The 26,588-nt window shown below is 43.0% G+C and carries 22 protein-coding genes, 2 pseudogenes and 1 CRISPR repeat array; of the genes and pseudogenes, 18 read left to right on the top strand and 6 right to left on the bottom strand.

From position 1 onward, the window contains the following. Positions 1–42: 42 nt before the first annotated feature. The 3 genes from modA to ACYCS5_RS03175 all read left to right on the top strand — a co-directional run bounded on the left by modA (position 43) and on the right by ACYCS5_RS03175 (position 3,338). Positions 43–864, top strand: a complete 822-nt coding sequence (modA, locus tag ACYCS5_RS03185) for a molybdate ABC transporter substrate-binding protein (protein WP_165149898.1) — start codon at positions 43–45, stop codon at positions 862–864. 27 nt (positions 865–891) lie between these two features. Further along, a complete protein-coding gene (modB, locus tag ACYCS5_RS03180; protein ID WP_039274516.1) occupies positions 892–1,557 on the top strand; it encodes a molybdate ABC transporter permease subunit in 666 nt (221 codons plus the stop codon). Between the two features lie 245 nt (positions 1,558–1,802). After that, positions 1,803–3,338 carry a choice-of-anchor Q domain-containing protein gene (locus tag ACYCS5_RS03175; RefSeq protein ID WP_459760781.1) on the top strand — a complete coding sequence of 512 codons (1,536 nt, stop codon included), beginning with the start codon at positions 1,803–1,805 and terminating at the stop codon, positions 3,336–3,338. Between the two features lie 236 nt (positions 3,339–3,574). Here the strand turns inward: ACYCS5_RS03175 and ACYCS5_RS03170 are convergent, their stop codons facing one another. After that, positions 3,575–4,885 carry an amidohydrolase family protein gene (locus tag ACYCS5_RS03170; RefSeq protein WP_165149902.1) on the bottom strand — a complete coding sequence of 437 codons (1,311 nt, stop codon included), beginning with the start codon at positions 4,883–4,885 and terminating at the stop codon, positions 3,575–3,577. A gap of 156 nt (positions 4,886–5,041) precedes the next feature. On the opposite strand from ACYCS5_RS03170, the gene ACYCS5_RS03165 reads away from it, so the two are divergent. The 6 genes and pseudogenes from ACYCS5_RS03165 to ACYCS5_RS03140 all read left to right on the top strand — a co-directional run bounded on the left by ACYCS5_RS03165 (position 5,042) and on the right by ACYCS5_RS03140 (position 9,749). After that, complete coding sequence (locus tag ACYCS5_RS03165) at positions 5,042–5,470, top strand: MarR family winged helix-turn-helix transcriptional regulator (protein WP_039274520.1); 429 nt, start codon at positions 5,042–5,044, stop codon at positions 5,468–5,470. A gap of 117 nt (positions 5,471–5,587) precedes the next feature. Beyond that, positions 5,588–5,935 carry a Na-translocating system protein MpsC family protein gene (locus tag ACYCS5_RS03160; RefSeq protein WP_013311231.1) on the top strand — a complete coding sequence of 116 codons (348 nt, stop codon included), beginning with the start codon at positions 5,588–5,590 and terminating at the stop codon, positions 5,933–5,935. A 254-nt stretch (positions 5,936–6,189) separates the two neighbouring features. Continuing rightward, positions 6,190–6,927, top strand: coding sequence for a tRNA(His) guanylyltransferase Thg1 family protein (locus ACYCS5_RS03155; protein WP_025718215.1), 738 nt, complete (start codon positions 6,190–6,192; stop codon positions 6,925–6,927). Between the two features lie 2 nt (positions 6,928–6,929). Beyond that, positions 6,930–7,382, top strand: coding sequence for an AAA family ATPase (locus ACYCS5_RS03150; protein ID WP_165149904.1), 453 nt, complete (start codon positions 6,930–6,932; stop codon positions 7,380–7,382). 10 nt (positions 7,383–7,392) lie between these two features. After that, entirely contained in the window at positions 7,393–8,223 is an 831-nt protein-coding gene (locus tag ACYCS5_RS03145) for a siderophore biosynthesis protein (RefSeq protein ID WP_165149906.1), read from the top strand. 166 nt (positions 8,224–8,389) lie between these two features. Next, positions 8,390–9,749, top strand: a pseudogene (locus ACYCS5_RS03140) (IS1182 family transposase). 114 nt (positions 9,750–9,863) lie between these two features. Here ACYCS5_RS03140 and ACYCS5_RS03135 read toward each other — a convergent pair. Both ACYCS5_RS03135 and ACYCS5_RS03130 read right to left on the bottom strand, forming a co-directional pair. Then, on the bottom strand, positions 9,864–10,352 hold the full coding sequence (locus tag ACYCS5_RS03135; RefSeq protein ID WP_459760780.1) for a hypothetical protein: 489 nt from the start codon (positions 10,350–10,352) through the stop codon (positions 9,864–9,866). 570 nt (positions 10,353–10,922) lie between these two features. Beyond that, on the bottom strand, positions 10,923–11,141 hold the full coding sequence (locus tag ACYCS5_RS03130) for a helix-turn-helix domain-containing protein (RefSeq protein ID WP_165148888.1): 219 nt from the start codon (positions 11,139–11,141) through the stop codon (positions 10,923–10,925). Positions 11,142–11,309: 168 nt separating this feature from the next. On the opposite strand from ACYCS5_RS03130, the gene ACYCS5_RS03125 reads away from it, so the two are divergent. The 7 genes and pseudogenes from ACYCS5_RS03125 (at position 11,310) to ACYCS5_RS03095 (ending at position 22,506) form a co-directional block, all read left to right on the top strand. Continuing rightward, entirely contained in the window at positions 11,310–11,945 is a 636-nt protein-coding gene (locus ACYCS5_RS03125) for a hypothetical protein (RefSeq protein ID WP_185156365.1), read from the top strand. Between the two features lie 319 nt (positions 11,946–12,264). After that, positions 12,265–12,697: direct repeats of the CRISPR family, unit length 32 nt; unit sequence GTCGCTCCTTATGTAGGAGCGTGGATTGAAAT. Positions 12,698–12,998: 301 nt separating this feature from the next. Continuing rightward, positions 12,999–14,600, top strand: coding sequence for a ClC family H(+)/Cl(-) exchange transporter (locus ACYCS5_RS03120; protein WP_165148891.1), 1,602 nt, complete (start codon positions 12,999–13,001; stop codon positions 14,598–14,600). 56 nt (positions 14,601–14,656) lie between these two features. After that, a pseudogene (locus tag ACYCS5_RS03115) lies at positions 14,657–14,890 on the top strand (hypothetical protein); the annotation flags it as partial. A 273-nt stretch (positions 14,891–15,163) separates the two neighbouring features. Then, the gene (locus ACYCS5_RS03110; RefSeq protein WP_459760779.1) at positions 15,164–16,633 is read left to right on the top strand and encodes a transthyretin-like family protein; all 1,470 of its coding nucleotides are present in this window, start codon (positions 15,164–15,166) and stop codon (positions 16,631–16,633) included. Positions 16,634–16,846: 213 nt separating this feature from the next. Further along, the gene (locus ACYCS5_RS03105) at positions 16,847–17,725 is read left to right on the top strand and encodes a hypothetical protein (RefSeq protein ID WP_459760778.1); all 879 of its coding nucleotides are present in this window, start codon (positions 16,847–16,849) and stop codon (positions 17,723–17,725) included. 250 nt (positions 17,726–17,975) lie between these two features. After that, on the top strand, positions 17,976–18,800 hold the full coding sequence (locus tag ACYCS5_RS03100; protein WP_459760777.1) for a hypothetical protein: 825 nt from the start codon (positions 17,976–17,978) through the stop codon (positions 18,798–18,800). A 91-nt stretch (positions 18,801–18,891) separates the two neighbouring features. Beyond that, positions 18,892–22,506, top strand: coding sequence for a fibronectin type III domain-containing protein (locus tag ACYCS5_RS03095; RefSeq protein ID WP_459760776.1), 3,615 nt, complete (start codon positions 18,892–18,894; stop codon positions 22,504–22,506). Between the two features lie 49 nt (positions 22,507–22,555). Here ACYCS5_RS03095 and ACYCS5_RS03090 read toward each other — a convergent pair whose 3' ends face one another. Further along, a complete protein-coding gene (locus tag ACYCS5_RS03090; RefSeq protein WP_342434312.1) occupies positions 22,556–23,065 on the bottom strand; it encodes a discoidin domain-containing protein in 510 nt (169 codons plus the stop codon). Between the two features lie 238 nt (positions 23,066–23,303). Between ACYCS5_RS03090 and ACYCS5_RS03085 the strand changes: the two genes are divergently transcribed. Together ACYCS5_RS03085 and sigK are read left to right on the top strand one after the other, a co-directional pair. Next, positions 23,304–23,654: a hypothetical protein gene (locus ACYCS5_RS03085; RefSeq protein ID WP_318627832.1), complete on the top strand. Its 351-nt coding sequence runs from the start codon at positions 23,304–23,306 to the stop codon at positions 23,652–23,654. Between the two features lie 280 nt (positions 23,655–23,934). Then, positions 23,935–24,636 (top strand): RNA polymerase sporulation sigma factor SigK, encoded by a 702-nt coding sequence (sigK, locus tag ACYCS5_RS03080; RefSeq protein WP_013311218.1) that lies wholly within the window; start codon positions 23,935–23,937, stop codon positions 24,634–24,636. Positions 24,637–24,794: 158 nt separating this feature from the next. Here the strand turns inward: sigK and ACYCS5_RS03075 are convergent, their stop codons facing one another. Together ACYCS5_RS03075 and ACYCS5_RS03070 are read right to left on the bottom strand one after the other, a co-directional pair. Then, positions 24,795–25,769, bottom strand: coding sequence for an alpha/beta hydrolase (locus tag ACYCS5_RS03075; protein ID WP_165148906.1), 975 nt, complete (start codon positions 25,767–25,769; stop codon positions 24,795–24,797). Beyond that, a complete protein-coding gene (locus ACYCS5_RS03070) occupies positions 25,766–26,395 on the bottom strand; it encodes a TetR/AcrR family transcriptional regulator (RefSeq protein ID WP_459760775.1) in 630 nt (209 codons plus the stop codon). The genes ACYCS5_RS03075 and ACYCS5_RS03070 overlap by 4 nt, the downstream gene beginning before the upstream one ends. Between the last annotated feature and the right edge of the window lie 193 nt (positions 26,396–26,588).

Below are 26,588 nucleotides of genomic sequence, written 5' to 3'. Positions count from 1 at the left end.
TGTTATCTCATTTTGGAATTTATAGGATAGGGGAAGAACAAGTTGAAAAAGAAATTTGGGTACATATTCACGTTCGTTGGATTGTTGGCATGGGTTCTGGCTGGGTGTTCGTCTCCGGCTGCTGTACAGTCGGCACAGTCCGCACCCAAGACAGAACTAGTCGTATCTGCCGCTGCGAGTCTTCAAGATAGTCTGAATACGCTCAAGGGCCAGTATGAGAAAAAGCACCCAGATATCAAACTTACCTTTAACTACGCTTCATCTGGTACATTACAAAAACAAATTGAGCAAGGCGCACCCGCTGACGTATTTATTTCGGCAGGCATGAAGCAAATGAAGGCATTAACCGATGCTTCATTGGTGGAAAAGGATAACGTGCTACTTCAAAATAAACTGGTTGTGGTTATTCCGCAAGATAAGGCGAAAAGCACAGATAACAAAAGCATTACGCTCAATGACTTGATGGGTTCTTCTTTCCTGAAAGTGGCTGTTGGGGAGCCTGCTACCGTTCCCGCCGGACAATATTCTAAAGAATCGTTAACGAAGGCTGGGCTATGGGACAAGCTGGAACCTAAGATGGTATTCGCCAAGGACGTAAGACAGGTATTAAATTATGTTGAAACAGGCAACGCCGATGCAGGACTCGTCTATCTAACGGATGCCAAATCATCCGATAAAACGGTCATAGCACTGGAAGTGCCCGAGGAATTGCACGCACCCATCCTGTATCCTGAAGGCATTGTAAAAGCAACCAAACACAGCCAGGAAGCAGGAGAGTTTCTTGATTTTCTACGAACAGATGAAGCTATGAGTGTGTTCAGTAAAGATGGATTTTCAGCCCCTACAGAAATGACGGGAAAATAGAATTTACAGATAAAGGAGGGGGTCCCATTGGATTGGTCAGCTTTTCTTCCTCCGGTTATCGTATCTGTTAAAGTCGCTGTCGTCGCCAGCATCATCGTCTTTTTATTAGCTACTGTGGTAGCGCGGATGATGGCGAACTGCACGTCGCGGAGGGGAACCAGCGTGATTGAGACCGTTCTACTTCTTCCGCTCGTTTTGCCTCCCACTGTTGTCGGCTTTATTTTGCTCATCTTGCTGGGAAGGAAAAGCTGGATTGGCACTGCCTTCGAAAGCCTGTTCCAGCAGACGATTGTATTTACGTGGGGAGCTGCAGTGGTGGCGGCCGTAGTTGTTGCTTTTCCACTGGCTTACCGCACCATCAAAGCAGGTTTTGAAGCTGTAGACCCGGAGGTAGAGCAGGCTGCACGTGCGCAAGGTGCCAACGAATGGCAAGTGTTTCGCCACATTACGATGCCCCTTGCCTACCGACCGCTCATCTCAGGATACATTCTCGGATTTGCCCGAGGGTTAGGGGAATTTGGTGCTACGCTGATGCTTGCAGGTAATATTCCTGAACAGACTCAAACCCTGCCTACAGCGATTTACACCGCGTCCGAGGTCGGAAATATGACACTCTCTTGGAGCTGGGTAGCTGTCATCATTTTATTCTCTTTTATCATGTTGATGCTTTCTAATCGACTGGTAAAGGATTAGTCCGTTTGGAGTAAGAACATGCGTAGTCTGCCGACAGGGTAGCTGCGGCAACGTTAGCAGCTTTGATCACCAAGAAACCTTGCGATTACTAAAACGCAGGGTTTCTTGTTTCTTTCGACAGCGATTACGGTGACCTCCTGTTCTTTGGTATGGCGCATTAGGTTGCACTAATGGCCGATGCCAAAGAACCAGATTTAGTGGAATTAGGGTGCAATTTACAAGAAAAACAAAGGGGGATGAGGAACATGAAGAAATTCGGGCAAATGTTTCTGGTAGGTTTAGCCGTGGTTTTCGGGCTTGGCCTGGGGGCCGGAAATGTGCAACCTCCCGTCGCTTCCGCGGCCGGTACAGAATATTATGTGGCCACGAGCGGCAGCGACTCTAACGCCGGAACGAACGATGCGCCGTGGAAGACGTTGCAGCACGCGGCCGACGTGGCTCCTGCGGGCAGCACGGTTTACGTCCGGGGCGGCGTGTACAAGCAGAAAGTAAAGATTACCCGCTCTGGCTCCGCTTCGCAAGGTTCCATTGTGTTCACCAACTATGGGACAGAGACCGCCATTATTGATGGCAGCGGACTTTCGGTCAGCGGGAATGAAGGGCTGATCGAACTGGCCGATGTCAATTACGTTACTGTTCAGGGGTTTGAAATCCGCAATTTTACCACTGCTTCCAAGAACGTGGTGCCTGTAGGTATTTATGTCCACGGTTCGGGCGGCTTCATTAATCTATCCAACAATAAAATCCATGACATCAAAAACACGGTCACTCCGACCGGCAAAGATCGGCTGGGCCGGGACGCTCACGGTATCGCTGTTTACGGTACGAAAGCTCCGGCTTCGATTCACGACCTTACGATCAGCGGCAATGAGCTGTATAATCTCGTACTGGGCTCCAGCGAATCGCTCGTTTTAAACGGCAACGTGGATGGCTTTGCGGTGACCGGCAACCTCATTCACGATGATGACAACATCGGGATTGATTTGATCGGCTTTGAGGGCACCGCGCCGAATACGACTTATGATCAGGCGCGGAACGGGTTGGTGAAGGGCAATCGGGTGTATAATAATTCAGTTCAAAATAACCCATCTTACAAGAGCGATGACAACTCGGCCGGGGGCATTTATGTAGATGGGGGCAAGGACAGTATTATTGAGCAGAACTACAGCTACAACAACGATATCGGCGTCGAAATTGCCTCCGAGCACGCCGGTAAAGCCACCAGCAATATTACGGTCCGCAGCAACGTGATATATAACAACCGACTGACCGGCATTGCCATGGGCGGTTACAATGAGGAGCGTGGCTCCACGGTAAACTGCAAGATCGTGAACAATACACTATACAAGAACGATACGTTTGAGGACGGAAGCGGTCAGCTTTTGGTTCAATATGATACGCGAAACAACGTGATCCAAAATAATATTTTCGTGGCCAGCTCCACGGATATGCTGATCTCCAATGGATACACCAAAAATTCCGGCAATGTTGTGGATTATAATTTATATTTTGCTCCGAGCGGAAGCTCGGAAGCGAATTGGATCTGGAAAAATAAGGGTTATATGGGTTTCTCCGCGTACAAATCGGGGACCGGCAACGATACGCATTCTCTATTTGCCGATCCTAAATTCGCGAATGCCGCGAACAGCGACTTCCATTTGCAGTCTTCGTCATCTGCGATCGATGCCGGGAACACGGACCTTGCCATAATTGGAACACTGGATATCGACGGGAAGCCAAGAGTACAGGGAGCCGCTGTGAACATCGGTGCCTACGAGTAAGCCGTATATTTTATGACAAACAGAGCATGGCGAAATTATTTGGGACCACTGTTTGTACGTTTTTACAATGTTCCTTGCAATTAAAACACCTTCAAAGTGAAACCCCATGTCGTAAGATATGGAGATAACCTTGGAGGTGTTTTTGCGTTGGCAACAAGATTAAGCTATCTTCGGAAAGTAAAAATGGAAGTCATATAAATGAGATTAGAAAGTTGTTCCTGTTCGATAGGCTCCGATTAACATAGTTGTTGCACACCTTTGAACCATACGGATTTGATCGACAAAGTATCAGAGATGTTGGTTGTCGGATCACCGTTTACTAGTATAAGGTCAGCGAGCGAACCTTCGGCAATACAGCCGCGATCGTTAAGCCCAAAGCAACGGGCCGGTTTCGCGGTAGCCGACTGAAGCGCTTCTATGGGAGTAAATCCGGCCTCAACCAGCAATTGCATTTCATGATGAACGCTGGCTCCATGAGCAAGGCCGCCAAGATTGGGAACAGGAACGGGAGCGACATCCGTCCCGACCAGAATATCCACACCGGCACGGTGGAGATCCATCACATTTTTAAAGCTATTCTCCAAATTGCCTTGCGGGAAAGTATGGAAGCTTGATTTCAAAATATCGATCCATTCCGGACTTAATTTGGAATAAACACGTGAATCATTCGCCAATTCTGATGCTGGATTCCCCAGAATGGATGAGTTCAATACTAAGCACGGTATAACAAATGCGCCTGAATCCGCTATGGATTTCACCAACTCAGATGTGTATTCGGGCCTGTCGAGAAATAAGTGACCCAATCCGTCGACTCCAATATCGATGGCGGTTTGCGAAGAATGAGCCGTCAAGACGTGGGCTATGACTATTTTATCGAACTTATGGGCTTCTACCACAGCTGCTTTTAAAATTTCGTCGCTTAAAATAGGCAGTCCAGGGGCACCCAAGACCGTCCCTTCTTCAATCATGATTTTAATAAAGTCGGCGCCACTCTCCACTTGGGTATGCACATGTTTGATCGCTTCTTCCACTGTCGTCACTTGGGGCACTTTTTCGTGATCGTGAGCGTAAGCGGCTAGCATAGCTTCCCGGTCTTTCTTGGGTAACTTCTCCAATTCCTTTAATACGAACTCAGGAATTTCATCCTCATCCTGCAATAATTCATCCGGATGACCACCTGGAGCGGTGATCGCTGTGCCGGCAGAACGGACTTCAGCGGCATCATTCACGTTTTTCAACTGGATTTTGCGCCCTCTTTCTGTAAAACTGCCGTTCATTTCGAGTTCTGTCGTGACGCCGAATTTTAAAGCATCTCTTAACCCTCCGATTGAAGTGTGAACATGCGCATCAATCAGGCCGGGTAATAATGTCCCATTTTCCCCATCGATGATCGTTGCATGCGTCGGAAGGTCTCCGCCTACTGAAATAATAGTTCCCCCCTGGATGATAACATTTCTGGGCTCAATAACTTTTTCTCCATCGAAAATACGTACATTCGTAATCGCTGTAACCTTTTCTACCGTAAAGCTTTGAGTTACATTCTTCATGTCGTTCCTCCTTAGTGCTCAGCTTCAAACAATTAGAATTCTAACTGTTAGTTATATAACTGTCAACAAACTAATTTTCATTTGACAAACAGTTTAGAGATTTATATAGTTTATTTACTGACAATTAGACTTCTAATAATTTGAGGAGGTACGATGATGAAAACCCAAAAGGATACGGTTTTTCTGGATTTGTTTCAGGTTATCGGTCTTAAGCTAAAGAAAAGAGCGGACGAGAGCATAAAAGAGTTGGGATTAAATGCTCAACAAGGAAAAATGATTAGATATATCTACGAGAATCAAGAAAATAATTTAATTCAGAAGGATCTTGCCGATCGGTTTCATCTGCGCGGAGCCAGCATTACAAGCATACTTCAAGGTCTTGAGCAAAAAGGATTCATCGAGCGCAAAATCCCGGCCAATAATGAGCGGCAAAAAAATATTTATGTTTTACCAAAAGCCATTGAATTGATTGAAGCTTTTAGTGACTCTTTTCAAAAGGTGGAGGACGAAATTGTTCAGGCCCTGACCGAAGAGGAGAAGCGAATTTTAGAGGGAATGTTAAATAAAATTAATGAACGCCTATAATTGCGTAAAATCATGTTCCAAAAATCACTTTCGCTAGTCTCTGTTTTATATGATAGGAATCGGTTATGATGGAAATAGTAATAGGGATTTTAGTAGATTTTAGGAGAGCGGTGCGATATGAGAAGGGAAACGGGTTTTAACGAAATTATTCGAAAAGTACGTAAAGAGCTATTTGGGAAAGGCCCGGAGCGCATACATACAACCTTTGTAGATAATATGGCCATCACGATGCTATATGGAAATTTAACCCCATCCGAAAAGTTTCTGGCACAAGAAGAATCCGGGAAAGAGATGGTGCATGCAGCCCGAACCAAAATGGTTCAAAAAATATATCCCACACACTTCAATAAAGAACTGGAGGATTACATGGATTCTCGGCTGCTGCACCTCTTTTCAGATATTAAAGTGGAGGAAGATATAGCCATATCCGTTTTTGTATTTGAAGATAATATTACTGCAAAATAAAAAAGAAAGCGGGACCGACATCGAATCCATATTGTTGGAGAGTTCGGCTTCACCCTCGATTTAATTAACGATGTCCTAACCCAAGCGACCAACAGAAAAAAGACGGCAAGAAGCTGATTAAACCTTTGCTGTTCTCGGTCCTCCTGCACATACGAGGGGGGGCTTTTCTTCAAGAAAAGCTTGGCTATCCGCAACCCATATCGCCCTGTACTGCGTACGTAAATCACGGATCATGAAAGGAACCTACATAGTTTATGAAAAAAAATGATTTTGGAAATAGGATGAAGGAATATGAAAATGCCTATAGATTAAGCCTACCACGCCGTTTACCAGTAATCATCAGAATTGATGGTGCGCATTTTCATACCTTTACGCGTGGGATGACGAAACCTTTTGATGAGAAACTAATTTTTGCATTATGGGAGACGTGTAAATATTTGGCCTATAACATTATGGGATGTAAATTGGTGTATCATCAGAGCGATGAAATCTCACTGCTTCTTACGAATGATGACAAATTAACGACGCAATCCTGGTTTGAAAATAATCTTCAAAAGATGGTGTCCATATCTGCCTCTCTGGCTACAGCCAAATTTAATGAGGAAATCCAAAAGGTTTACCCAGGTCAGCCTTTAGCCACTTTTGATGCGAGAGCTTGGGTTTTGCCTCAGGATGAGGTTACAAACTACTTCCTATGGAGACAACAAGATGCTACTAAAAACAGCATTTCTATGGTAGCTCAAGCCCATTTCAGGCATTCAGAACTAGAAGGATTGAACGGAAATCAGCTCCAAGACAAGCTTTTTGTGGAAAAAGGGCTAAACTGGAACGACCTTCCGGTCTGGCAAAAGCGGGGAATTTGCATTACCAAACAACAATACAACAAAGGCGAAGCCGTTAGAAGCAAGTGGGATGTTGATCATGAGACACCGATTTTTTCGCAGAATAGAGATTATATTAACCAATATGTATACTTGGACAAGGATGTGTAGATTTGGAGTGTGTTATTTTTATAGGAATTCAGGCTTCGGGCAAGTCGACTTTTTATAAAGAACAATTCTTCAAAACACATATGCGAATAAATCTGGATATGCTTAAAACACGAAATAGGGAAAATATTTACCTTCAGGCCTCTATCGAAACGATGCAGCGTTTTGTAGTGGACAATACCAATCCAACAGTCGAAGAACGAAAGAAATATATAGATGCTTGTAAAAACAAGGGATTTAAAATCATTGGCTACTACTTTGAACCTGATTATGCAGAATCTATTAAGCGTAATGAGCAGCGCACAGGCAAAGAGTATATTCCTGAGATTGGTATTAAGAGTGTAATGAGTAAACTGGAGGTTCCGAGCTACGAAGAAGGATTTGATGAACTCTATAGCGTGATTTCCATGGAAGGAACGTTTCAGATTAGAAGGCTGCCGGAAAACCATACAATATAGGAGGACTACCATGAACATACCTGAGAGATTCATCAAACGTTTTCCAGCATACGAGGACGTATTTGCCAGCGATCTTGAACATCATCGCAAGCATTTTCTGCCGATTTGCTCGATAAATCTTCAGTTTTTATTCCCGGAGCAAGATGAGTGGCTGCATTTTGTTTCCGTAAAAGAAATCTACGAAGGCTGTGTGGGTGAAAATACTCAGGACTTTCATACCTCATATACCAAGCAAGATATGCTGGGATTCGATGTAATTGACGGCAAATACAAATTCGAAGCAGACTGGAATTATTTTAGTCTTCATCAGAAGGAGCAATTGGAAGCTACCTATGAAGCGCTGAAATCAACCGGGGATAAAGCGTACCTACGTATGAAGAGAGAAGTCATGGCGTTGGGCGGACTGGAACAGGTGTATATGAATAATGAACAAGACTACCAAGCTCGCAAAGCGTTTTTCCTGGAAAATAATAAAATTTATCCATATTCCTCCTTTGGAGAGGCTAAAAAGTCTGTTGAAGAACTCACCCGTGATTTTGAGGAAAAGCAATCCAGTGGTTGGGGGCTGAGTTACCCTGAAGTTAACGGAATTTTAGATGATATCGCTTTTCAGTCTGACAAGGCTCAAAGTTACATCAAGGAATATCATGAATCTCTGGAAGAGATGCTCCAGTTCGAGCAAACCAATCTGCTTCATGTGCCTAAGCGTCCCAATGGTGAGACTTTTACCTATATCGGTTCCATTACCGGGTATTATTTTCAAGCGTGTGGGGCGGATACCGTCTATTTATTTTACGACCAAGAATTAAGTAAAGCGGTAATTTGCTTCGAATATTCATAAGTGTGGATTTTGCAAAATCCTGAAATAAACAAAAAAACTCCCATAATGGGAGTTTTCAGGCTGTCGAGAAAGTCTCGACAGCCTATTTTATGTTAATTTTGTTTAAGACGACACCGCGTTAATGTTGTATAATATAGGTAACTATTGTAGAACGGATGGTGTTGATATGCTACGTTCCAACCGCGAAAAACAACAATCCTACGAATTTGTTTCCATCGAAGATCTGGTTCCTCAAGATCACTTGCTCCGCAAAGTAGATAAGTATATCGATTTTTCGTTTATCGATGATAAAGTTCGACCACTGTATTGTGCAGACAACGGGCGTCCTGCCATTGATCCTACCGTATTGTTTAAAATGATCTTTCTCGGTTATTTCTATGGCATTCGCTCAGAACGGCAACTCGAGCGAGAAATTCAGACGAACCTAGCTTATCGTTGGTTTCTGGGGTTGGGCTTAACGGATAAAGTTCCGGACCATACGACGATGAGCTGGAATCGTCGCACTCGCTTTAAAAACACCACGATCTTTCAAGATATCTTCGATGAAATTGTGCTGCAGGCGATCTCTCACCGAATGGTGGGTGGGCGTGTTCTCGTCACCGATTCCACACACGTCAAAGCCAATGCTAACAGGCACCAGTACACCAAAGAACAAGTGTTGCAGAATACTAAAGACTATATGGACGAGCTGAACGAAGCGGTGAAGGATGACCGGAGAAACCACGGAAAAAAGCCTTAAAATCCCGAGAGGAAGTGAACGAAGAAAAAGAAATGAAAGTGAGCAAAACAGACCCGGACAGCGGCTATATGATCCGTGATGGCAAGCCCGAAGGCTTCTTCTATCTGGACCACCGCACGGTGGATATGAAGTACAATCTGATTACGGATGTGCATGTGACGCCGGGAAATGTACATGATTCTGTCCCCTATTTGTCCCGTTTGGATCGCCAAAGAGAACGTTTTGGTTTTCAAGTAGAAGCTGTTGCACTAGATTCAGGTTATTTAACAACGCCGATTTGCCGAGGTTTGCAGAACCGAAAGATTTTTGCCGTGATTGCTCACCGAAGATTCCATCCCAGACAAGGACTGTTTCCGAAATGGAAGTTTGAATACGATGCCAAACGCAATGTGTATAGATGCCCAGCTCAACAGGAACTGCCCTACCGAACGACGGACCGAAAGGGATACCGGCAGTATGCCTCTGACCCAGCTCAGTGCCAGCATTGCCCACTGCTAAGTCAGTGTACCCAGTCTCGAAACCACCGCAAAGTGGTGACTCGCATGTCTGGGAAGACAGCAAAGAGTGGGTACGGAGCAACCGGCTGAGCCCATCTGGTAAAAAGCTGTACCGCAAACGAAAAGAGACGATTGAGCGAAGCTTAGCGGATGCCAAAGAGCTCCATGGGTTTCGCTATTGCCGTTTGCGCGGTCTTCCAAACGTCAGGGAACAAGCCCTTATGACGGCATCCGTGCAGAACATGAAGAAGATGGCGATCCACCTAGATCGCCTGGAGAAACAGGGGTAACCCCCCCTGCTTCTCCAGAGACCAGAGCATTATGATGTGAAAAAGAAACCCACGTCTCAAAATGACGGGGTTTCTCGACAATCTGAAAACTCCCATAATGGGAGTTTTTTTTGTTTATTTCTTATTCAAAGTCACATCATGCTCTTTGGCAAGTGTGTTAACCTGTTCACCAAAATCCCTGAATAGCTTTCTACCCTCGCTTAGCTTGGTGTTACTTTCATTAATTAAGTTCAGATCCCCTTTTTCCAACGCATCGAGCATCGTAATGAATGCTTCCTTTTGAGTGCTAACCGCCTTGATGTAGGTTTCGTGGACAGCTCGCACCTCAGAGGTTTCCGTCTTCACTGCTTCAACTTTATCAAGGTATTTGGTGTATTGTGGGATAATTTCGTCTCGTAACGTATTATATAGTGTTTCATCATCTGTGAAGTTATCACCGGTCACGGATCCATATTTTTCAGTTACTGTTTTTTCATCTTGTGCTAACGGAAGCATTCCATCATTCACATAGGTAATTAAATCTTTTTTAACCGGATCGGTAGAGCAGGCTGCCAAAATGGAGAAGCAACATAATACTAACATAAACACGCTAAGTTTTTTCATCTGTATTCCCCTTTTTTATGTATGTTATGGGTAATTCGATTCATTTGATAGTCGAAAAGAACTATCCATATTATTTGATTATATCGTATAAATAAGAGTATGGTAGGGGTTTTGTGATAAAATAGTGCCAAAATTAAGTTGATTGATCTGCTTTTAACATAAGTGCAACAGGAAAGTTAATCCGGTGCGAACCCCAGGCGCACATAAAAAAACGGATCATCGGACCTTAAGTGGGGCGCGGGATTTTAGAAATTCACGCCTATTTGCTTCCGTTTTTTGAGTTAAAAAATGAGATTCGCACTTTATGCGGTGAGAAGCCTTATGCAGTAAGGCTTCTCACCACATGCTGTCGCTCCTCGTGTGGGAGCATGAATTGAAACTTAGAAAGGCTCGACTCTCTATAAAAGTGATGTGAGCCTTCTTTGTCATGGAAAGATAGAAATATAGATGTGGGGAACAAAGCATAGGGGTGATGTACGATTGGAATTGCGTGAAATGAAAAAGAGAAGCCCAATAATTATGCAGGCTTCGTGGAGTGTTGAATTTTAGCGTGTACCGAGTGTACAATAATCAGTTATTTTCTTCCTCAAATTGCAACAGTATGGATATGTCTTTGATATCTAGGGCATGGGCGATTTTTTCAAGCATGAGTAGGTTCACTTCTTGTCGGTCGCCACTACTTAGTTTAGAAATTCTTGCTTGTGATACACCTGATAGTTCTTCTAATTGCTTTTGAGTTATGCCTTTTTCTTTGAGCACTTCTTTTAGTTTGATTTTAAGTTTTAACATTCATAGTGCCTCCATATATGTTGACAAAATATGACCACAAGGTTATATTTTATTTATGACCTCAAGGTCATAAAAATGAACTCACTTTTTCAAACACAAAGGGATGTTACAACATACCCTTAGCTTTGCTATTTCCATTTTATCAGATTTCAAAAGGAGGAAGATACAGTGACTACGAAATTCAAAGCGAATGAGCAAGCAATCAAGGATATTGTACGCATGAGACCGGTTTGGACGCAAGAAGTTGAACATGGAGAAACTGAGCTACACTACTATCATATTATGGATGCCCTCAATCGCAAGTGGCAAAACATTGGTATAAACGTCTCTGACGCTATCGAGGTGTTTGAAAAAGGACACAACGATGCATGGACATACATTTTGGAGCCAGCCCCATTTAATCCTGACCTGACCGCAAACGATTTAATTAACAGGCTCCAGATCGGCCCTGATGCGTGGCATATACGCAATGCTATGCAAATCATACTGAACTCGGTGGAAAGACGCAATGCATTCGTGAGTCGTCTCGTTAATGTAAACAGGGAGGATATCTGCAAGCTTCTTTGCACCATGAAAAATGAATATCTCCAACATAATCAGCTTTCAGACGAGACATTTATACATATGTATGGAGTGAATCCTGTGGAGGCCTTGTCTGTTTATTTTCTGGAGTCTGTGGATATTCATACCCATTGGGAATGGTGTGATGCGGGCGGTACAAGCCAAAAGGCTATTCAATATAAACGGGAGGCCCCTTTTATGACGTTGGTTCAGGCTATTGAGAGAGCTGAGTTGGAAACATAAATTGCTATCGCATTCTATTTTTGCCCGCAAAATGGACTTCCACGGAATGTGTCTCCTTTACGCCCAATTGAAACCAAAAGCTGAAAAGGATATAGAGAAATACGGTATGGGTTGCGTTGAATATAGGTAGCAAAATATAATAAATAAAGCTGGTGCGAACCCCAAGCTCACATAAAAATCCCGGTTCCTTCGCACCTCAAGCGGGACGCGGGATTTCAGAGATTCACGCCCATTTGTTTCCATATACGCGAGTCCAAAAAGGACATTCGCACTTTACGTACTGAGAAGCCTTACACAGCAAGGCATCTCAGTACGTGCGGTCGCTCCTTATGTAGGAGCGTGGATTGAAATGGCGTAGCAGTATCCCCGTTAAACCCAATATCCTGCAGTCGCTCCTTATGTAGGAGCGTGGATTGAAATTTGTAATATTTGATAAGGTGCTGAATGACCTCATGTCGCTCCTTATGTAGGAGCGTGGATTGAAATTGACATTGTAGCATAGTTCTCGCTGCTTTGTAAGTCGCTCCTTATGTAGGAGCGTGGATTGAAATTGACATTGTAGCATAGTTCTCGCTGCTTTGTAAGTCGCTCCTTATGTAGGAGCGTGGATTGAAATATAACCAAATCGTGCAAACTGTTCTGGTATAACTTGGTCGCTCCTTATGTAGGAGCGTGGATTGAAATCATGCATTCGGGGGACAGTAGCCATTTTTTTAAGAGGTCGCTCCTTATGTAGGAGCGTGGATTGAAATTTTATTGTTGTTATTGAGGCTAATACGGAGGATAGTCGCTCCTTAAGCAGGAGCGTGTCTGCAGACCCACAATTCAGAAAAGCTCCCTTAGAGTGAGGGAGCTTTTTTGTCGTGATGTGATATAAAGTGCGGTTAGCTAGGAGAGTTGCAGGGGGCGTATGACCGAGGCTAAGCTTGGTCTGTTAACGTTATAGGGAGAGCTGGCAATTGCTCAGCCTGTGATGTAATTTATTGCAGAGATACGTGACAATGAATTATTCTATTAGCCATCTGTAAAATTGAAGTGAAGTAGGTTATGTGAATGGAAAGAAATGATACACAAAAAACACTGGCGACCTGGTTTAATTTTAAATTCCGTCTCTTGATAGGCGGCATAGTGGTTGGCTTGTTATCTGGTAGCGTGGTTGTGTTGTTCCGATTTGTGTTGGAAGAGTCTTTGGAGCGTGTTCTTGAATTTTACCACTATCAATTGCGCCATATGTGGATTGTCCCATTATGGTTCGTGATATTAGTAATAGTCGGGTGGGTAACGGGAATGACCGTCAAAAAACAGCCTGCGATTTCCGGTAGTGGTATTCCCCAAGTCAAGGCAGTCCTACAGAATAAGCTAAATATGAATTGGTGGAAGGCTCTTACAGCTAAATTTCTAGGGGGTGCCATTAGTATTGGTTCCGGTTTGTCCTTGGGAAGAGAAGGTCCTTCTATTCAAATCGGGGCTCTAACTGCCCAGGGATTTAGTCGTTTGATGAGTAAATCGAAAACAGAAGAGAATATCCTGATCACCTGCGGAGCAAGCGCTGGACTGGCAGCGGCATTTAATGCACCCATTGCAGGGGTCATTTTTGCGTTGGAAGAAATTCATTTGAATTTCTCGCCTCTTATCCTGATTGCGTCACTCGCTTCATCACTGGTGGCTGATTTTGTATCCAAAGAGTTTTTTGGAATGAGTCCCGTTTTTCATTTTATGAATGTGGGGCCTGTTCCGCTGAATCAGTACGTTCATTTGCTTATTTTAGGCATTATTGTGGGTATTATGGGCGTTGTTTTCAATAAGTCTATATATGCCTTTCAAGATTTCTATCTAAAAATGACCTGGCTGCCTGCTCCATATAGACCCATTCTCCCTTTTGTAATGTCTGGAGCGCTTGGATTAAGCATGCCATTACTGCTTGGGGGCGGAAATGGCCTGGTGAACGATTTGATAACGGATTCTTTTTCGTTGAAATTTCTTCTTGTTATTTTAATACTTAAGTTTTTATTCACGATGTTCAGTTACGGTTCTTCTGCTCCTGGTGGAATATTTTTACCTATGCTCGTGATCGGGGCCTTAATTGGTGTGATGTATAGCAAGTTCATAAATGGATTATGGGGAATGCCTGTGCTTAGCGAAAGTAGCTTCTTGATTTTGGCAATGGCAGGCTATCTTACAGCGAGCTTGAAGGCTCCTATTACTGGAATCATATTGATTACCGAAATGACAGGGAATTTCACTAATCTGCTATCTACAGGTGTTGTCTGCCTCGTTGCCTACATGACGGCCGAGCTGTTTCGCTCTCATCCCGTGTATGAAGTTCTGCTGGAGCGCTTTTTGCATCAAAGAAAGGCAAGTGGTGAAACGGAGCAATCATCAAGCAAAGTTATACTTGAAGTACCTATTCTTCAGGGATCGCGTTTGGACGGTACACAAATCAAGGATTTTCAGTGGCCTGCTCACTGTCTCATTGTTTCTGTCAAGCGCGGGTCGGATGAAAAAATCCCTGATGGACAGATGCTTTTACTGGCAGGAGATTATTTGAATATACTTACAAGCGATCGACACGCTGCCTATGTCCATGATTGTTTGAAGGAACCCGCAGGTCAAAGCACCGACTGGATACAAGGGATTCCAAATGAAAAAACCTAAAGAAATATCTACCATTTAAACCAGAAATACTTTATGATAAAGATAAATATCCTAGATTTAGCGAGGATAGCGGTAACCGTACGAGAACGGCTTCTACGTACACCGATGATAGCGGTAAATTCAGTGTGACCCTTTCTCTTCCGCAATCGACAGGAAAAAATGTAGATTATATAAGTGAAATTGGTTCCACACACTATTATGATCTTACAGGAGTAGCCGCTCAGGTCGATGGAACTTCGATTAGTGCGACGGACATTATTTATCTATTTGCTTACAGCTTGAGAAACTAAGAAATGCTTTAATGTCATTTTGATCATGAGAGAGTCGCTTTTTCTGAAGGGTTAGCCGAGGCTTTCCATTTCTGAAAGAGCGACTTTTCATGTTTATTTAGCAAGGATAAGAAAATAGTCTTTTTTTCATAGATTACAAATAGAAAATGTTTTGCATAATATATTCCAATATAACCAAAGATGATTTATGATAGAGCCATGCAGCCTAGAAATCACCCTGGTTTATCCGGGGATAGCGGGAATTCCTTAAACCATTTGAGAGGGGATTTCAGTATGAAAAGGTTCAAAAAGGCTATTGCAATGATGTTAAGCATGATGCTTCTGTTTGCTTTCGGAATGACTGCGAACGCGAGTGAAAGTAAGGAGGCTGCATCGGATCAAGCGATTAAGGCAGAATCCAAGATTCAGATAACAACTGAAAATAGAGACTTAATTAAGCGTCTAACGCGGGCAGACAAGCCAGACAGCGTTACGTCTTCGGTTTATGTCATGCAAGAAAACCTCAACTTCAAGACATCAGAGACAACCTCATTGAAAAGGGAATCCATGTCTACGCTGAAAGAAAGCCCAATGGCTGCTTCAGCCACAGCTTCTTCTGCTACGTATTCCGGTACGATTACGCAAGAGGGAGGTACACAATTTTTATATCCGATCTATTTGCAGCCTGGTGAATTGTTGCAGGCCCAGTTGGATGGTCCATTTTCAGCCCAGCTTGACTATGATTTATACTTATATGAGTTTGATATGACGACAGGGGACATTAATCCTAATGCCATTGACGCATCCACCTATGGTACTTATTTTAACAATTATGAACAGGGGGCTGCCTCACTTCCTGAAAACGTAGGAACCCGCAACGCTTCTGGAAATGAAAAGGCATATGCGATTGCTGTCCATGCCAAAAAAGGTTCCAGTATCAATGATCCTTTCTATCTAACGGTCGATACAAGTTCCAGCTACGATGCATATGAACCAGATGAGAGTGCTTTCCATGCCTACAACTTTACCTTTAGTACGGGCGGTTCATCGCTTAATTCACGCTCCATTCATTCAGGCATTGATAATGACTGGTACCAAGTTACGATCCCAGCCAGCCGCAATTATGACGCTTTGAACGTCAAGCTTGACAGTGTTTCGGACGGTTATGGCTACAAAGCGGAAGTCTACGGAGTCCTTACCGGAAACCAAATGGTGCTTTTGCCGCAAACGAACCATAATGTTAGCTTAAATACAGGAACCTACTATGTGCGAGTGTACACAACCAATCAGTATTCACCCAATCATTTGTACACAATTACACTGAAGCCGGTGCTTCGGGCTGGCAAAATTGAAATTACCGGCTATGATTCTGCTAATGGCCCTAATGATTATCCGAACTACTCATATGGTCGTCATTATCGGGTTAATCAACGCAGTAACCTTACCGTGAAGGGTGTAGTTAAGACAACTGATGGTTATCCAGTGGCAAATGCACCTGTTGATGTGACATGGTTGAATCAGAACTGGACTGAAGGCAGCGGGAATCGTACTCGTACAGGCACAGCTTATACGGACCAGAATGGAGCCTTTAGTGTGACTCTTTCCCTGCCATCTTCCACTGGAAGTATAGCGGAATACCTGTCTGGAGCCATCAGTTTTACACACTACTATGATCTATCAGGGGTAGCCGTTCAGGTGTCAGGTACTTCGATTATAGACACGGATATTGTATATCACTTTGCCTATAGTATTTATGGTGGTTGATGGACGGGGTATTAAGCTAAGACTTTAGGTAACTTGTTGCTTGAGTATTTTATATTTGAAACAAAAGTAGTTCGTTTCAATATTTGTTCATTTTTGGGACAAAGCATATATTCATTCCATATATGCTTTGTCCGATATATATAGAAACAGGGTCACATTACACTATACATACGCCTTAGATTGCCTGTTACAAACATGACAGGAGGAAATAGGATGAATTTTGGACCTCTTAGAGCACAGCAAGCGATTCTTAATGCAAGTAGTTTACGGATCAATCCGACAAGCAAGCAAGCTCCACCACCCCAGCTTCATGAAGAGCAGGTCTCCAGAGTGGTAGTTCAAGACTCCGTGGAGATCAGTGAAGCTGGTAGACAGTTGGCCGAAGGGGCTATTGTATCACAGGCTGCCAAGTATTTTGGTACAACACAGATCAATGATTCATTAAACCGGGTTTTGGAAGGTCAGCCAGAAGAAGTGTCTAATGCAGTGTACAGTATGATTCAATCTAATTTTATCGTCGACGGAACAGTAACGGATGAGAGTCAGCGAGCTGTGCTGCTGGAGATGGGAGCTACTCAATCCAAGTATATTGCTGATCATTACATGGAAGGCGACAAGGCCAAAGAATTTCTCGAAACCATGAACCAGATTGCTAGTATTGCTTTAACACGATCCACTGATCCAGAGACCGGAGATATTAGCTACACGACTCCAATGGATCGTCCGTCAGGTGCTCCTGAGGATTATGTCAAGCTGTCGGAAGTGATGAAGCAGGTCGATCCTCAAAAATATACGGCGTACATGAATGATATTAAAGGTGGAGGAAATGGGCTTGGCCAACTGTTAAATTTTGCGCAAAAGGTTCCTCAACATCCTGATTGGATTGAGAAATACAAGGAACGTATGGGGCAGAATACAGAGTTGCTAAATAACACACCGTTAAACAATCGCTTTGACAAAGCGGATACGACATCAGCTTCTGCTTTTATGGACAGCATGCAAAATCTTCTTAAGGAATCTTCCGCTACTCAGGATTCTTACATGCAGAATATGCGAGGATTTTTTCGGAGCTTAGGCGTTCAAGTTCATTAACACCCTTGAATAATTTGTCGGTTCTGTTTACATCCTGCTTGGAACGAAGTATAATAGCTTCAAAACATACTCGTGATATAGAGGAAGCACCTCAAACCTAGGCATTAACGCCTTCGTTTGAGGTGCTTTTTCTATTTTACTCGAAGCGAGTTTGTAAAACTCTTTGAAAATAAAATAAAGTAAGGAGAAGTGTATGTATCGAAAAAATAAGCGAAAGGTAAGGAAGTATAGGAAGTGGGTGTATGGATTTTTGGCTGTAGTCCTACTATTAACGATGATTCCCATATTTCCGGAAAGGGTATCCGCTGCTGCTCAGGAGATCATTGGGGGCCCTTTTTGCCAAAATAATTTGCCGGGTGGAGGCGATAGTTGGGGTTCTTGGTCAGGAAATGGGATAGGAGCAACAGAAGTATACACTGGCACGGGTTCGGCGAGGTATAAATGTGATGGGACTACACAGCCGACAAATCGTTTTATTGATATTGGAAGATCTATTAAGGCTTCGGATTACAAGATTTTTGTTTATATTGAGGGGTCTTATCATACCGATATATATACGTCTAATGCCGCCGCAGGCGACAGTTGGAGGCCTAACGGAACGAATCTATATACATGGATTAATGTAAGGAAATTCTATGCTGATAGCTATTACCAGGGAAAATGGATAGATATCACCGACTCAATTACATTAAGGGATGTTCGCTATTTCAGAGCGATGGGAACTAACCAACAGACAAGTAATGAAATATCCAAGTTTGGGGTCCGTGTTATTCCCAAATCGGACCTCATGCCTAAACCACCCCAGATTCACGCAGACGCAGAGGGACAAGCTGTTACAGGGTGGACCAAAGACCCTGTAACCGTGTGGATCGATGGAGATGTGGCTCCTGAAGGATTAAAATACTATGAATATAGTCTGAACGGAGGAGCATTTCAGCCATACACCGGGCCTTTCACTGTCTATGACCATGGTGTAAATACAATCTATGCCCGGACAGTGGATGTGAATGACCAGTATAGTGGCCTTTCTTCCGGGAATGTCCGAATAGACAAGATGCCACCAACTCCCCCCTAGCATAGAAGCAACAGGGAATAGTAATGACTATACGATTTCATTACAATCGGGTGTAGACGATTATTCTGGACTAGCCCATACTCAATTTCGTATGACAGGCGTTGTGAATCAGGATTGGCAGGATTATAGTGAAGCGTTTCATGTGAATAAAGATGGTAAAAGCACGGTACATGCACGCTCCATTGACAGCGTCGGTAATGTGAGCCGAGAAGTAAGCAAAGAAGTCACTATTGATAAAAAGGGACCGACGGCTCCTGTCATCCGGACTAGTGAAACAGGCCCAACGAACCGTGATGTGAATATTACCATTGATTCAGGAAGTGACCCTATAAATGGAATTAAGATGACACAGTATCGCTTGAATCCATCTGGGGAGTGGTTGACCTACAAGGGTACTTTTACATTAAGCGCAGAAGGAATTTACGAATTATCAGCACGGACGATCAATAATCTTGATGTGTCTAGTTCAATCGTAACTCAATCGGTTATGATTGATCGAACCAAGCCAACGGCTCCAAAAGTTACGTTTTCCGAGGTGACGATGCCTACTCGATATACCAATAAGCCAGTTCAGTTTGCTCTATCGGGTGCGACGGATACTACAGCAGTACATTATGAATATCAATTAGGTTCTGGCGCTTATGTGTCTGGTTCATCGGGAATATTAAAGGGTTCGGGGGTCATACAATTGACTGCACAAGCTGTAGATGCAGCTGGAAATCGAAGCGATCCGGTGTCCGCGGTGTCTTATATTGATTTGGAACCACCGACGATCCAACTGACGCCGGATTCGCGTGAATGGAAAGATACTCATATTCCTGTAAGGATACGATATGCCGATCAGCATTCGGGGATTGAGTCATCCACAATGCAGTATAAAATCACGAACAGCCCTGATTCACCCGAAAACTGGGATGCTGCAGCCGACACAACAATCCAGATGGATCTTTCAAATGAAGGTGAATGGTATGTTCATGCCAAGGTCAAAGATAGGGTGGGTAACATTTATGAAACGGTTAGCGGTGCACTACGCATTCAAAACCAGCCCCAGTCGGTTGTGCTCTCTGCGACATCCGTACGAAATACAGAAGCTGATTTGCAGTGGACACTCCCGTCGGCCCTTGATGATGGTTACGTCTATACAGTCCGAAATATAACAACTAATGAGGTTTGGGATGTTACGCATCCGACAAATTCTTTTACAGATAGAGGGCTACAAGGAGGACGGCAATACGAATATGAAATGCGTTCTAGTAATCATGTAGGAGGCAATGCGTATTCCAATCGAGTCCGTGTATTAACGTTACCTGATGCTCCTGATCATATCCAGTTACGACCTGTCTCTCGTCATTCTACAGAAATCATGGCTGACTTTACGCCAGTTTCATCAGCTAACAGATATAATATTACAGCAGCAGACGTAAGAACGGGGGAAATCATATTTAAGGATACGGTTACACAGGATGTGTATAATCCAATTACGGGAATGAAGCCAGGTCAATATTACGATGTTTCTGTATCAGCTATTAATGACACTGGAGAGGGCGCAGCAAAGCATGTATCTTTTCTAAGCCTACCAGACAGCCCGAATGGATTCCGAAATGTAACTGTAAGAGAAGATGGAATCGACTTGAAGTGGAATTCTGTAATCACTGCCACCTACTATGCCCTAGAACGTGACGAAGTATCGGTTTATAACGATGTGTATACAGAATTCACCGATACTGATCTTCAGGCGGGAACAGAATATAGTTATAATGTTTCCGCTGAAAATGCAACAGGATTCGGAGACTTTGCTCATCTGGGAGTCATCACTTTACCTGATCGAGTAACTACATTATCGGGTGTGACGAAGGATGTGTATGCTATCGGTGTTGAGTGGCAGGATGTGCAGGGGGCTGAAGGATACATCTTGAATGTTAACGATGAACCGAAGGTGCGGGTTGCGCGTGGTATTCATTCTTATACTTTTGAGGGCTTGCCAGCGGGCAGGTCTGCCAATATTAAAATACGAGCCTACAATCGAAGTGGTACGGGTAAAGATACTTCTATCAACGCATTAACACTACCGATTTCGGCTGTACAACTTGCAACTGTAGATGTTCGCGAGCACGATGCCACATTGATATGGGCCCCGGTTGATGGGGCAACTCAATATAAGGTGACGATCAACGGTCAAGATTATTATAGTACGGAACCACGTGTGGTTATATCTGGTTTAACAGGTGGGAAAAACTATGATTTTCAAGTGAGCAGTGGGAACAGTAGTGGTTTCAGCCAGCCAGCGTTGGGTGAGCTGCTGACACGTCCTCCTGAAGTACAAAATGTTAATGTTACAGAACTTGAGGCTGGCCAGATTTCACTGAGCTGGGATGAAATCAAGAGCGTTTATCAATATACTGTAACCCGTAAAGATACGGGGGAAGTTTTTAACACCAGAGATGCCCATATTAAGCTTTCAGGTATCCAGCCTGGTATGATTTACTCGTTTGGTATACAGGCCGTGAATACAACGGGGGCAGGTAATATAGCTCCGTTTACGTATCGCGCTTTGCCAGGTCAGATATCAGACAATAGATTGACTGTGAAAGAAGTAACAGATACCGATTTGGTTGTTACGTGGAAAGAAGCTCCGGGTGCAGATGCTTACAATGTCTACCAAAACGAGATGCTTATCGGTCATACGGCCACCCATGAATTTAAAGTAGATGGACTGGATAGTTCTACATTGTATCGTATTACCATCAAGCCATTGAACACAAGTGGTGAAGGTAAGCAGACAGAAGGTGAAGTGGAGACGCTGCCGTCTCCAGCATTTGCGTTTTCGAAGACGGAAACAACGAATAGTGAGTTTATCATCCATTGGGAGTCAGAACATAGAAATGATATTTTCGTTCTCGCTAGTGAAGGAGGAACAGAGCTATATCGTGGTAAGGATCGAAGCTATATCTGGAGACAACTTAAAGAGAAGCAGTTGTATACCGTTCAACTTTGGGCAGAAAATAGTCAAGGAAAACGCAATGAGGCAAAACAAGCGAATGGAAAAACAACGGGTAATACTGTGGACGTAGGTGGCGGAGCAGGAGGAGCGGAGAGTGTAAAACCGATTCAGTCTGTTATAAAGGAACCGATAGTAACAGAGCACATTCAAGATTCAACCGTTGAGAAGAAGCCAAATCATTTTAGTGACATTGATCGGATATTTAATAAAGAAAAAATAAATGTGCTTGCCAATTTGGGTGTAGTAAAGGGAACAACCCACACGCTATTTGAGCCGAACAGACCTGTAACGCGTATGGAGTTCACTTCTATGCTGGTCCGTTCCTTGAAATTACCGCTCGAAACGGATGTGACTTTAGGCTTCGAGGATATCAATCCATCGGCGTGGTACGTGGATCTGCTCAAAACGGCGATTAAAGATCAGGTCGCTCGCGGGTTTAGTAATAGAGAGTTTGGCCCAGATCGTGTCATTAACCGTGAGCAGGCGGCTAAAATGGTGAATAACATTATCAAAGCTATACCACAGCAAGAAAGCAGTGCATACTCAGATTCCTCTCAAATTGTAGAGTGGGCCAGAAAGGATGTACTTGGTCTAACCGAAATTAATTTAGTACAAGGATATCCAGATGGTAGCTTCCGTGCCAAGCAGGAGGTCACACGTGCAGAAGCAGCAGAGATGATTTATAACATGCTTCAAATGAAATAGAATGAATCAAGGGGCGGCGTTGGCCAGCCCCTTTTTTGTGTGTACTTACTTATTCCGCAATAGCGGGGTTTAGACTAGATGCTCTGTAGGCAGGAACGCCATTAATGAGTGCGGTTCTTAGTTGAACATATCGTAAACCATAATAGGAGGTTGTACTACTCATTCCAGATGAAAGTACAGTTATTTTATAATATGAAAAAGGAATCTCATTACTAAATTGATAGGTTGTTTTTGCAGTGGTTGGCAAAGTTTCGACTTCACCTAACCTAAACCAATTTTCTCCGTCTCTAGAGCCGTGAAAAGAAAATGAAAGTATAAAAGCTCGAGAAGATGGCTGAGCTAAAAGAATATCATTGATCGTCTTACCTGTATCTAATTTAAAGATGATTTCTCCACCTTTACCGTTTAAGCTGCTTTCCCAATAGAGATTATTATCAATTAAAACATTTTTCGGAAAAGTATTTTTGGAATCTCCGTTGGTTGATACATTTTCCTCTGCTATAACAACAGGATCCATGGAAAAAGTATAGTTGTCTGGATTTTGACTGAATTTTGCCATGTTGAAATTCCTCCTTAAGTTTAATTTTTGAATGTGTTGAAAAGGTTGATATATATCATTTATATGAAACTCTCTATGAATATATTCCTTGATCATGGAATGCATACTAGTGTTTAAGCGGTCTGACATCATAATAGCAAACTCATTTGCGGGCAGGGAGTTGCATGTTTAGAATATAAATAACTAAATGAGGTGCGAGAAAGGAAATGGATCGAATATGAAAATATACACTTATTATTTGGGAAATGGCATATTCCCTTTGGATTGGGAAGTTTGTTTTAGTACTGTTGAGGAATATAAAAGAAAATTATTTGAGAAGTACACCGCTTCCCAAGAATACAATGATTTTGTAATAGGCGGATTTAATGTGCTTACCGACAAAATAGATGCGATTTTGAATTATGCTTTAGAGAACTTTCGAAAAGAATTTCCTCATAATTATGAGTTGCGTTGTCCGGCTATGATATTCCCGTTGCCAAGAGGTGATGAAAGTAATGGTGCTGAGTTTGCTATTGTTTTAAAACGTGATGAAGATGGAGATACAATGGTCTATTCTCCACTCCCATTGTCATATTTAGAAAGAAGTTAATACTCTGCTGAAAAAAAGTGGGAAACCAAGTGATGAATAATGTAAAGCTATCCCGGGTTTCTCTCTGGCTATATAGAGTGCGTTGATTTGTGTCGAAGAGATCTCTACGTTTCGAATTAAGTATTGGAGGTTGCTCCAGAAAGATATCTGGCAAATTGTTACGGAGCAGTTTTCGGAGTACAGGCACGGATGGGCACCTGCCTACATACAATAAACAGATCACAAGCCCGGTAAGTAACAAAGGCCGGTAAGTTCGCAACTACCTCAGGAGGTGTCATCCGTGCCCGGACTATTTAGCGCTATCGCTCTGTTCATCAAGGAATTGACGCTACTCGTTTCCTACGTGAAAAACAACGCCTTTCCGCAGCCATTGACTGAGAAAGAGGAAGCTCGACACCTAAAGCTGTTTGCCGAAGGCAATGCACACTCCCGTAACACACTCATTGAGCATAACCTACGGCTGGTGGCCCATATTGTGAAAAAATTTGATAACACCGGTGAAGATTTGGAGGACCTTATATCCATCGGCACCATCGGACTGATCAAGGCTATCGAAAGCTTTCAGACCGGGAAAGGCACCAAGCTGGCAACATTTGCAGCCCGTTGTATAGAAAATGAAATCCTGATGCATTTACGATCCCTGAAAAAAACACGCAAAGACGTATCACTTCACGATCCTATAGGGACTGATAAGGAAGGCAACGAGATTACTTTGATTGATATCCTCGGCACCGAGGCGGACGATATTGTAGATAAAGTACAGCTCAAAATCGAGAAGAGTAAAATCTATCGCAACCTGGATATTTTAGATGAGCGTGAAAAAGAAGTAGTTATTGGTCGATTCGGCCTGGAAGCCGGAGGTGAAGAACGTACACAGCGGGAAATCGCCAGAGAGCTGGGGATTTCGCGTTCGTATGTGTCCCGCATTGAAAAGCGTGCATTAATGAAGCTGTACCATGAATTTTACAAGCAGAAGGGGTAATGGATAAGGAGATATATGAACCCACTTGAGGCCCTTTACAGGGCCTTTTTAGGTCTTTTTCATAATTCAATTACTTGCTTCTTTACGCTGAAAAGCGCTAGGGAATTTTCCTATAAGTGTGGTTACTCGTTCAGCTAGTTGGCTCTCTTGGATTGAATTTAATTCCCTACATATTCATCCAAAAAGTGATCTACTCTTTTGAAATATTCAGTGGGGTAATGGTTGATGGCATCGATGTGCTCCGTATTTTGCGGGTACCATACTTCTGCTTTTGGGTTATCTTTTAAGGACTCGTAAATAATTTCTGTATTTTTATAACTAATTTGCTGATCTCCAGTACCATGAATGAGCATAACTGGCTTGTCTTGCATCTTTTTTACCGCATCCATAGGAGATATGGAATCAAGATCAACCTTAAAGGCCCAATTTGCCATCCATGTCGATGTATAACTGAATGGAAACGCAGGTAAACCTGAAAAGAAGGGCAAACCCTCTCTCAGAAATAGACCAGCATTACGAAAAGGACTATCCGCAATTACGGCTTTGATGTCATCACTTTCACTTGCGGCTAGCAAAGAAGTAGCAGCACCCATTGAAAAACCGATAACTCCAATGTTATCACCCGTATGGTCTCTCGATTTTAAATAGCTTACAGCTCCTAGCAAATCATATTTTTCATTGAGGCCCAGCGTAATCAAATCACCATCGGACTTACCTTGTGAACTGAGGTCAAATGCCAATACATTGTAGCCTTTCGGAACGAAGTGCTCTACTAACTTTTGGGTCCGCCCTTTGACTAAACGATTGCTCGTATATCCATGGACGACAATAATTGTTTTATTACTTGCTTTACCTGAAAGACCACTTGCAGGAAAGAAGGAACCTCTAATCGTATTATCATTTTTCAAACTCTTGAACTCGACCTCTTCGTAGGGAGTTTTATCGATATTCAATCCGTAGCTGACATTAGTGTCTCTAGGATGGTGCAACAAGGTGTCTACTACTTTATAAGATATAAAAAATACAAGAGCCGTCACAAGCAAAAGCACGATCCCTAGGCTCCATAAAATTTTCTTTCGTTTTTTCACACGAACGTTAAATGTCAGATCGGGTTGTAATGATGCTTGACTCATTTAGAATCCTCCAGTTTTTCTTTAGGTTGTATGGGTGCGAACAAATAAAAGGCATGCCTTTTCAGATTTTCCCATTCGGGATGATGAATAATACTTTCTCCAAGAGTTAAGCCCACTCCATTTAAGAAAGAGATATATGCACGAGAGATCATTGCTGGAGAAAAGCTTTTGTTGAATTCTCCCATTAACTGCCCCTTGGCATAGACGCATTCGATCGCATCTGTCATTACCTTTATACTTTCAAGGACCTTCTGTGTAAGTTCGGGGAATTTTACTCGTTGTCCTAAGACAGATTGAACAAGTCGCAATTCATTTATATAGGAGTAGATATGGTTGAATTGTTCTGCCACCATGCTCTTAATCAATACGCCCGGCGTCCCCTCTTGTTGTAGACAAGCAAGTGATTTCGCCTGAATATCAGCAAGCGGCTCAAGGACAGCAGCGTAGTATAAAGCTTCTTTGCTGGGGAAATATTGAAAAATGGTTCCAGGAGTCACTCCCACACTCTGCGCAATGATCGCCGTTGTGGTATTAGAATATCCACTTTCTGCGAACAGGACAACAGCTTCTTCTAGAATACGTTTACGCCGCTCCAGTCTTTTTTCTTCATTGATGGGTCTTGCCAAATGTATTCTCCTCTCTTTAAACTAAATTTCTATTAATTAAATGAATGGTCATTTAATTAATAATATATCTTAAATTATGACTTATAGCAAGAGTGAAATTATCTTACTTACGAGCAGGATGAACCTCAACATATAAAAATAAGCCGAAGGCTGCCCAACATGCGCCTCCGGCTTGTTTTATCAGGTTATTCTG

This window comes from Paenibacillus sp. SEL3 (genome assembly GCF_054602585.1).
The sequence above is the reverse complement of the archived record's forward strand: the minus strand, read 5'-3'. Positions and strand labels throughout refer to the sequence as shown.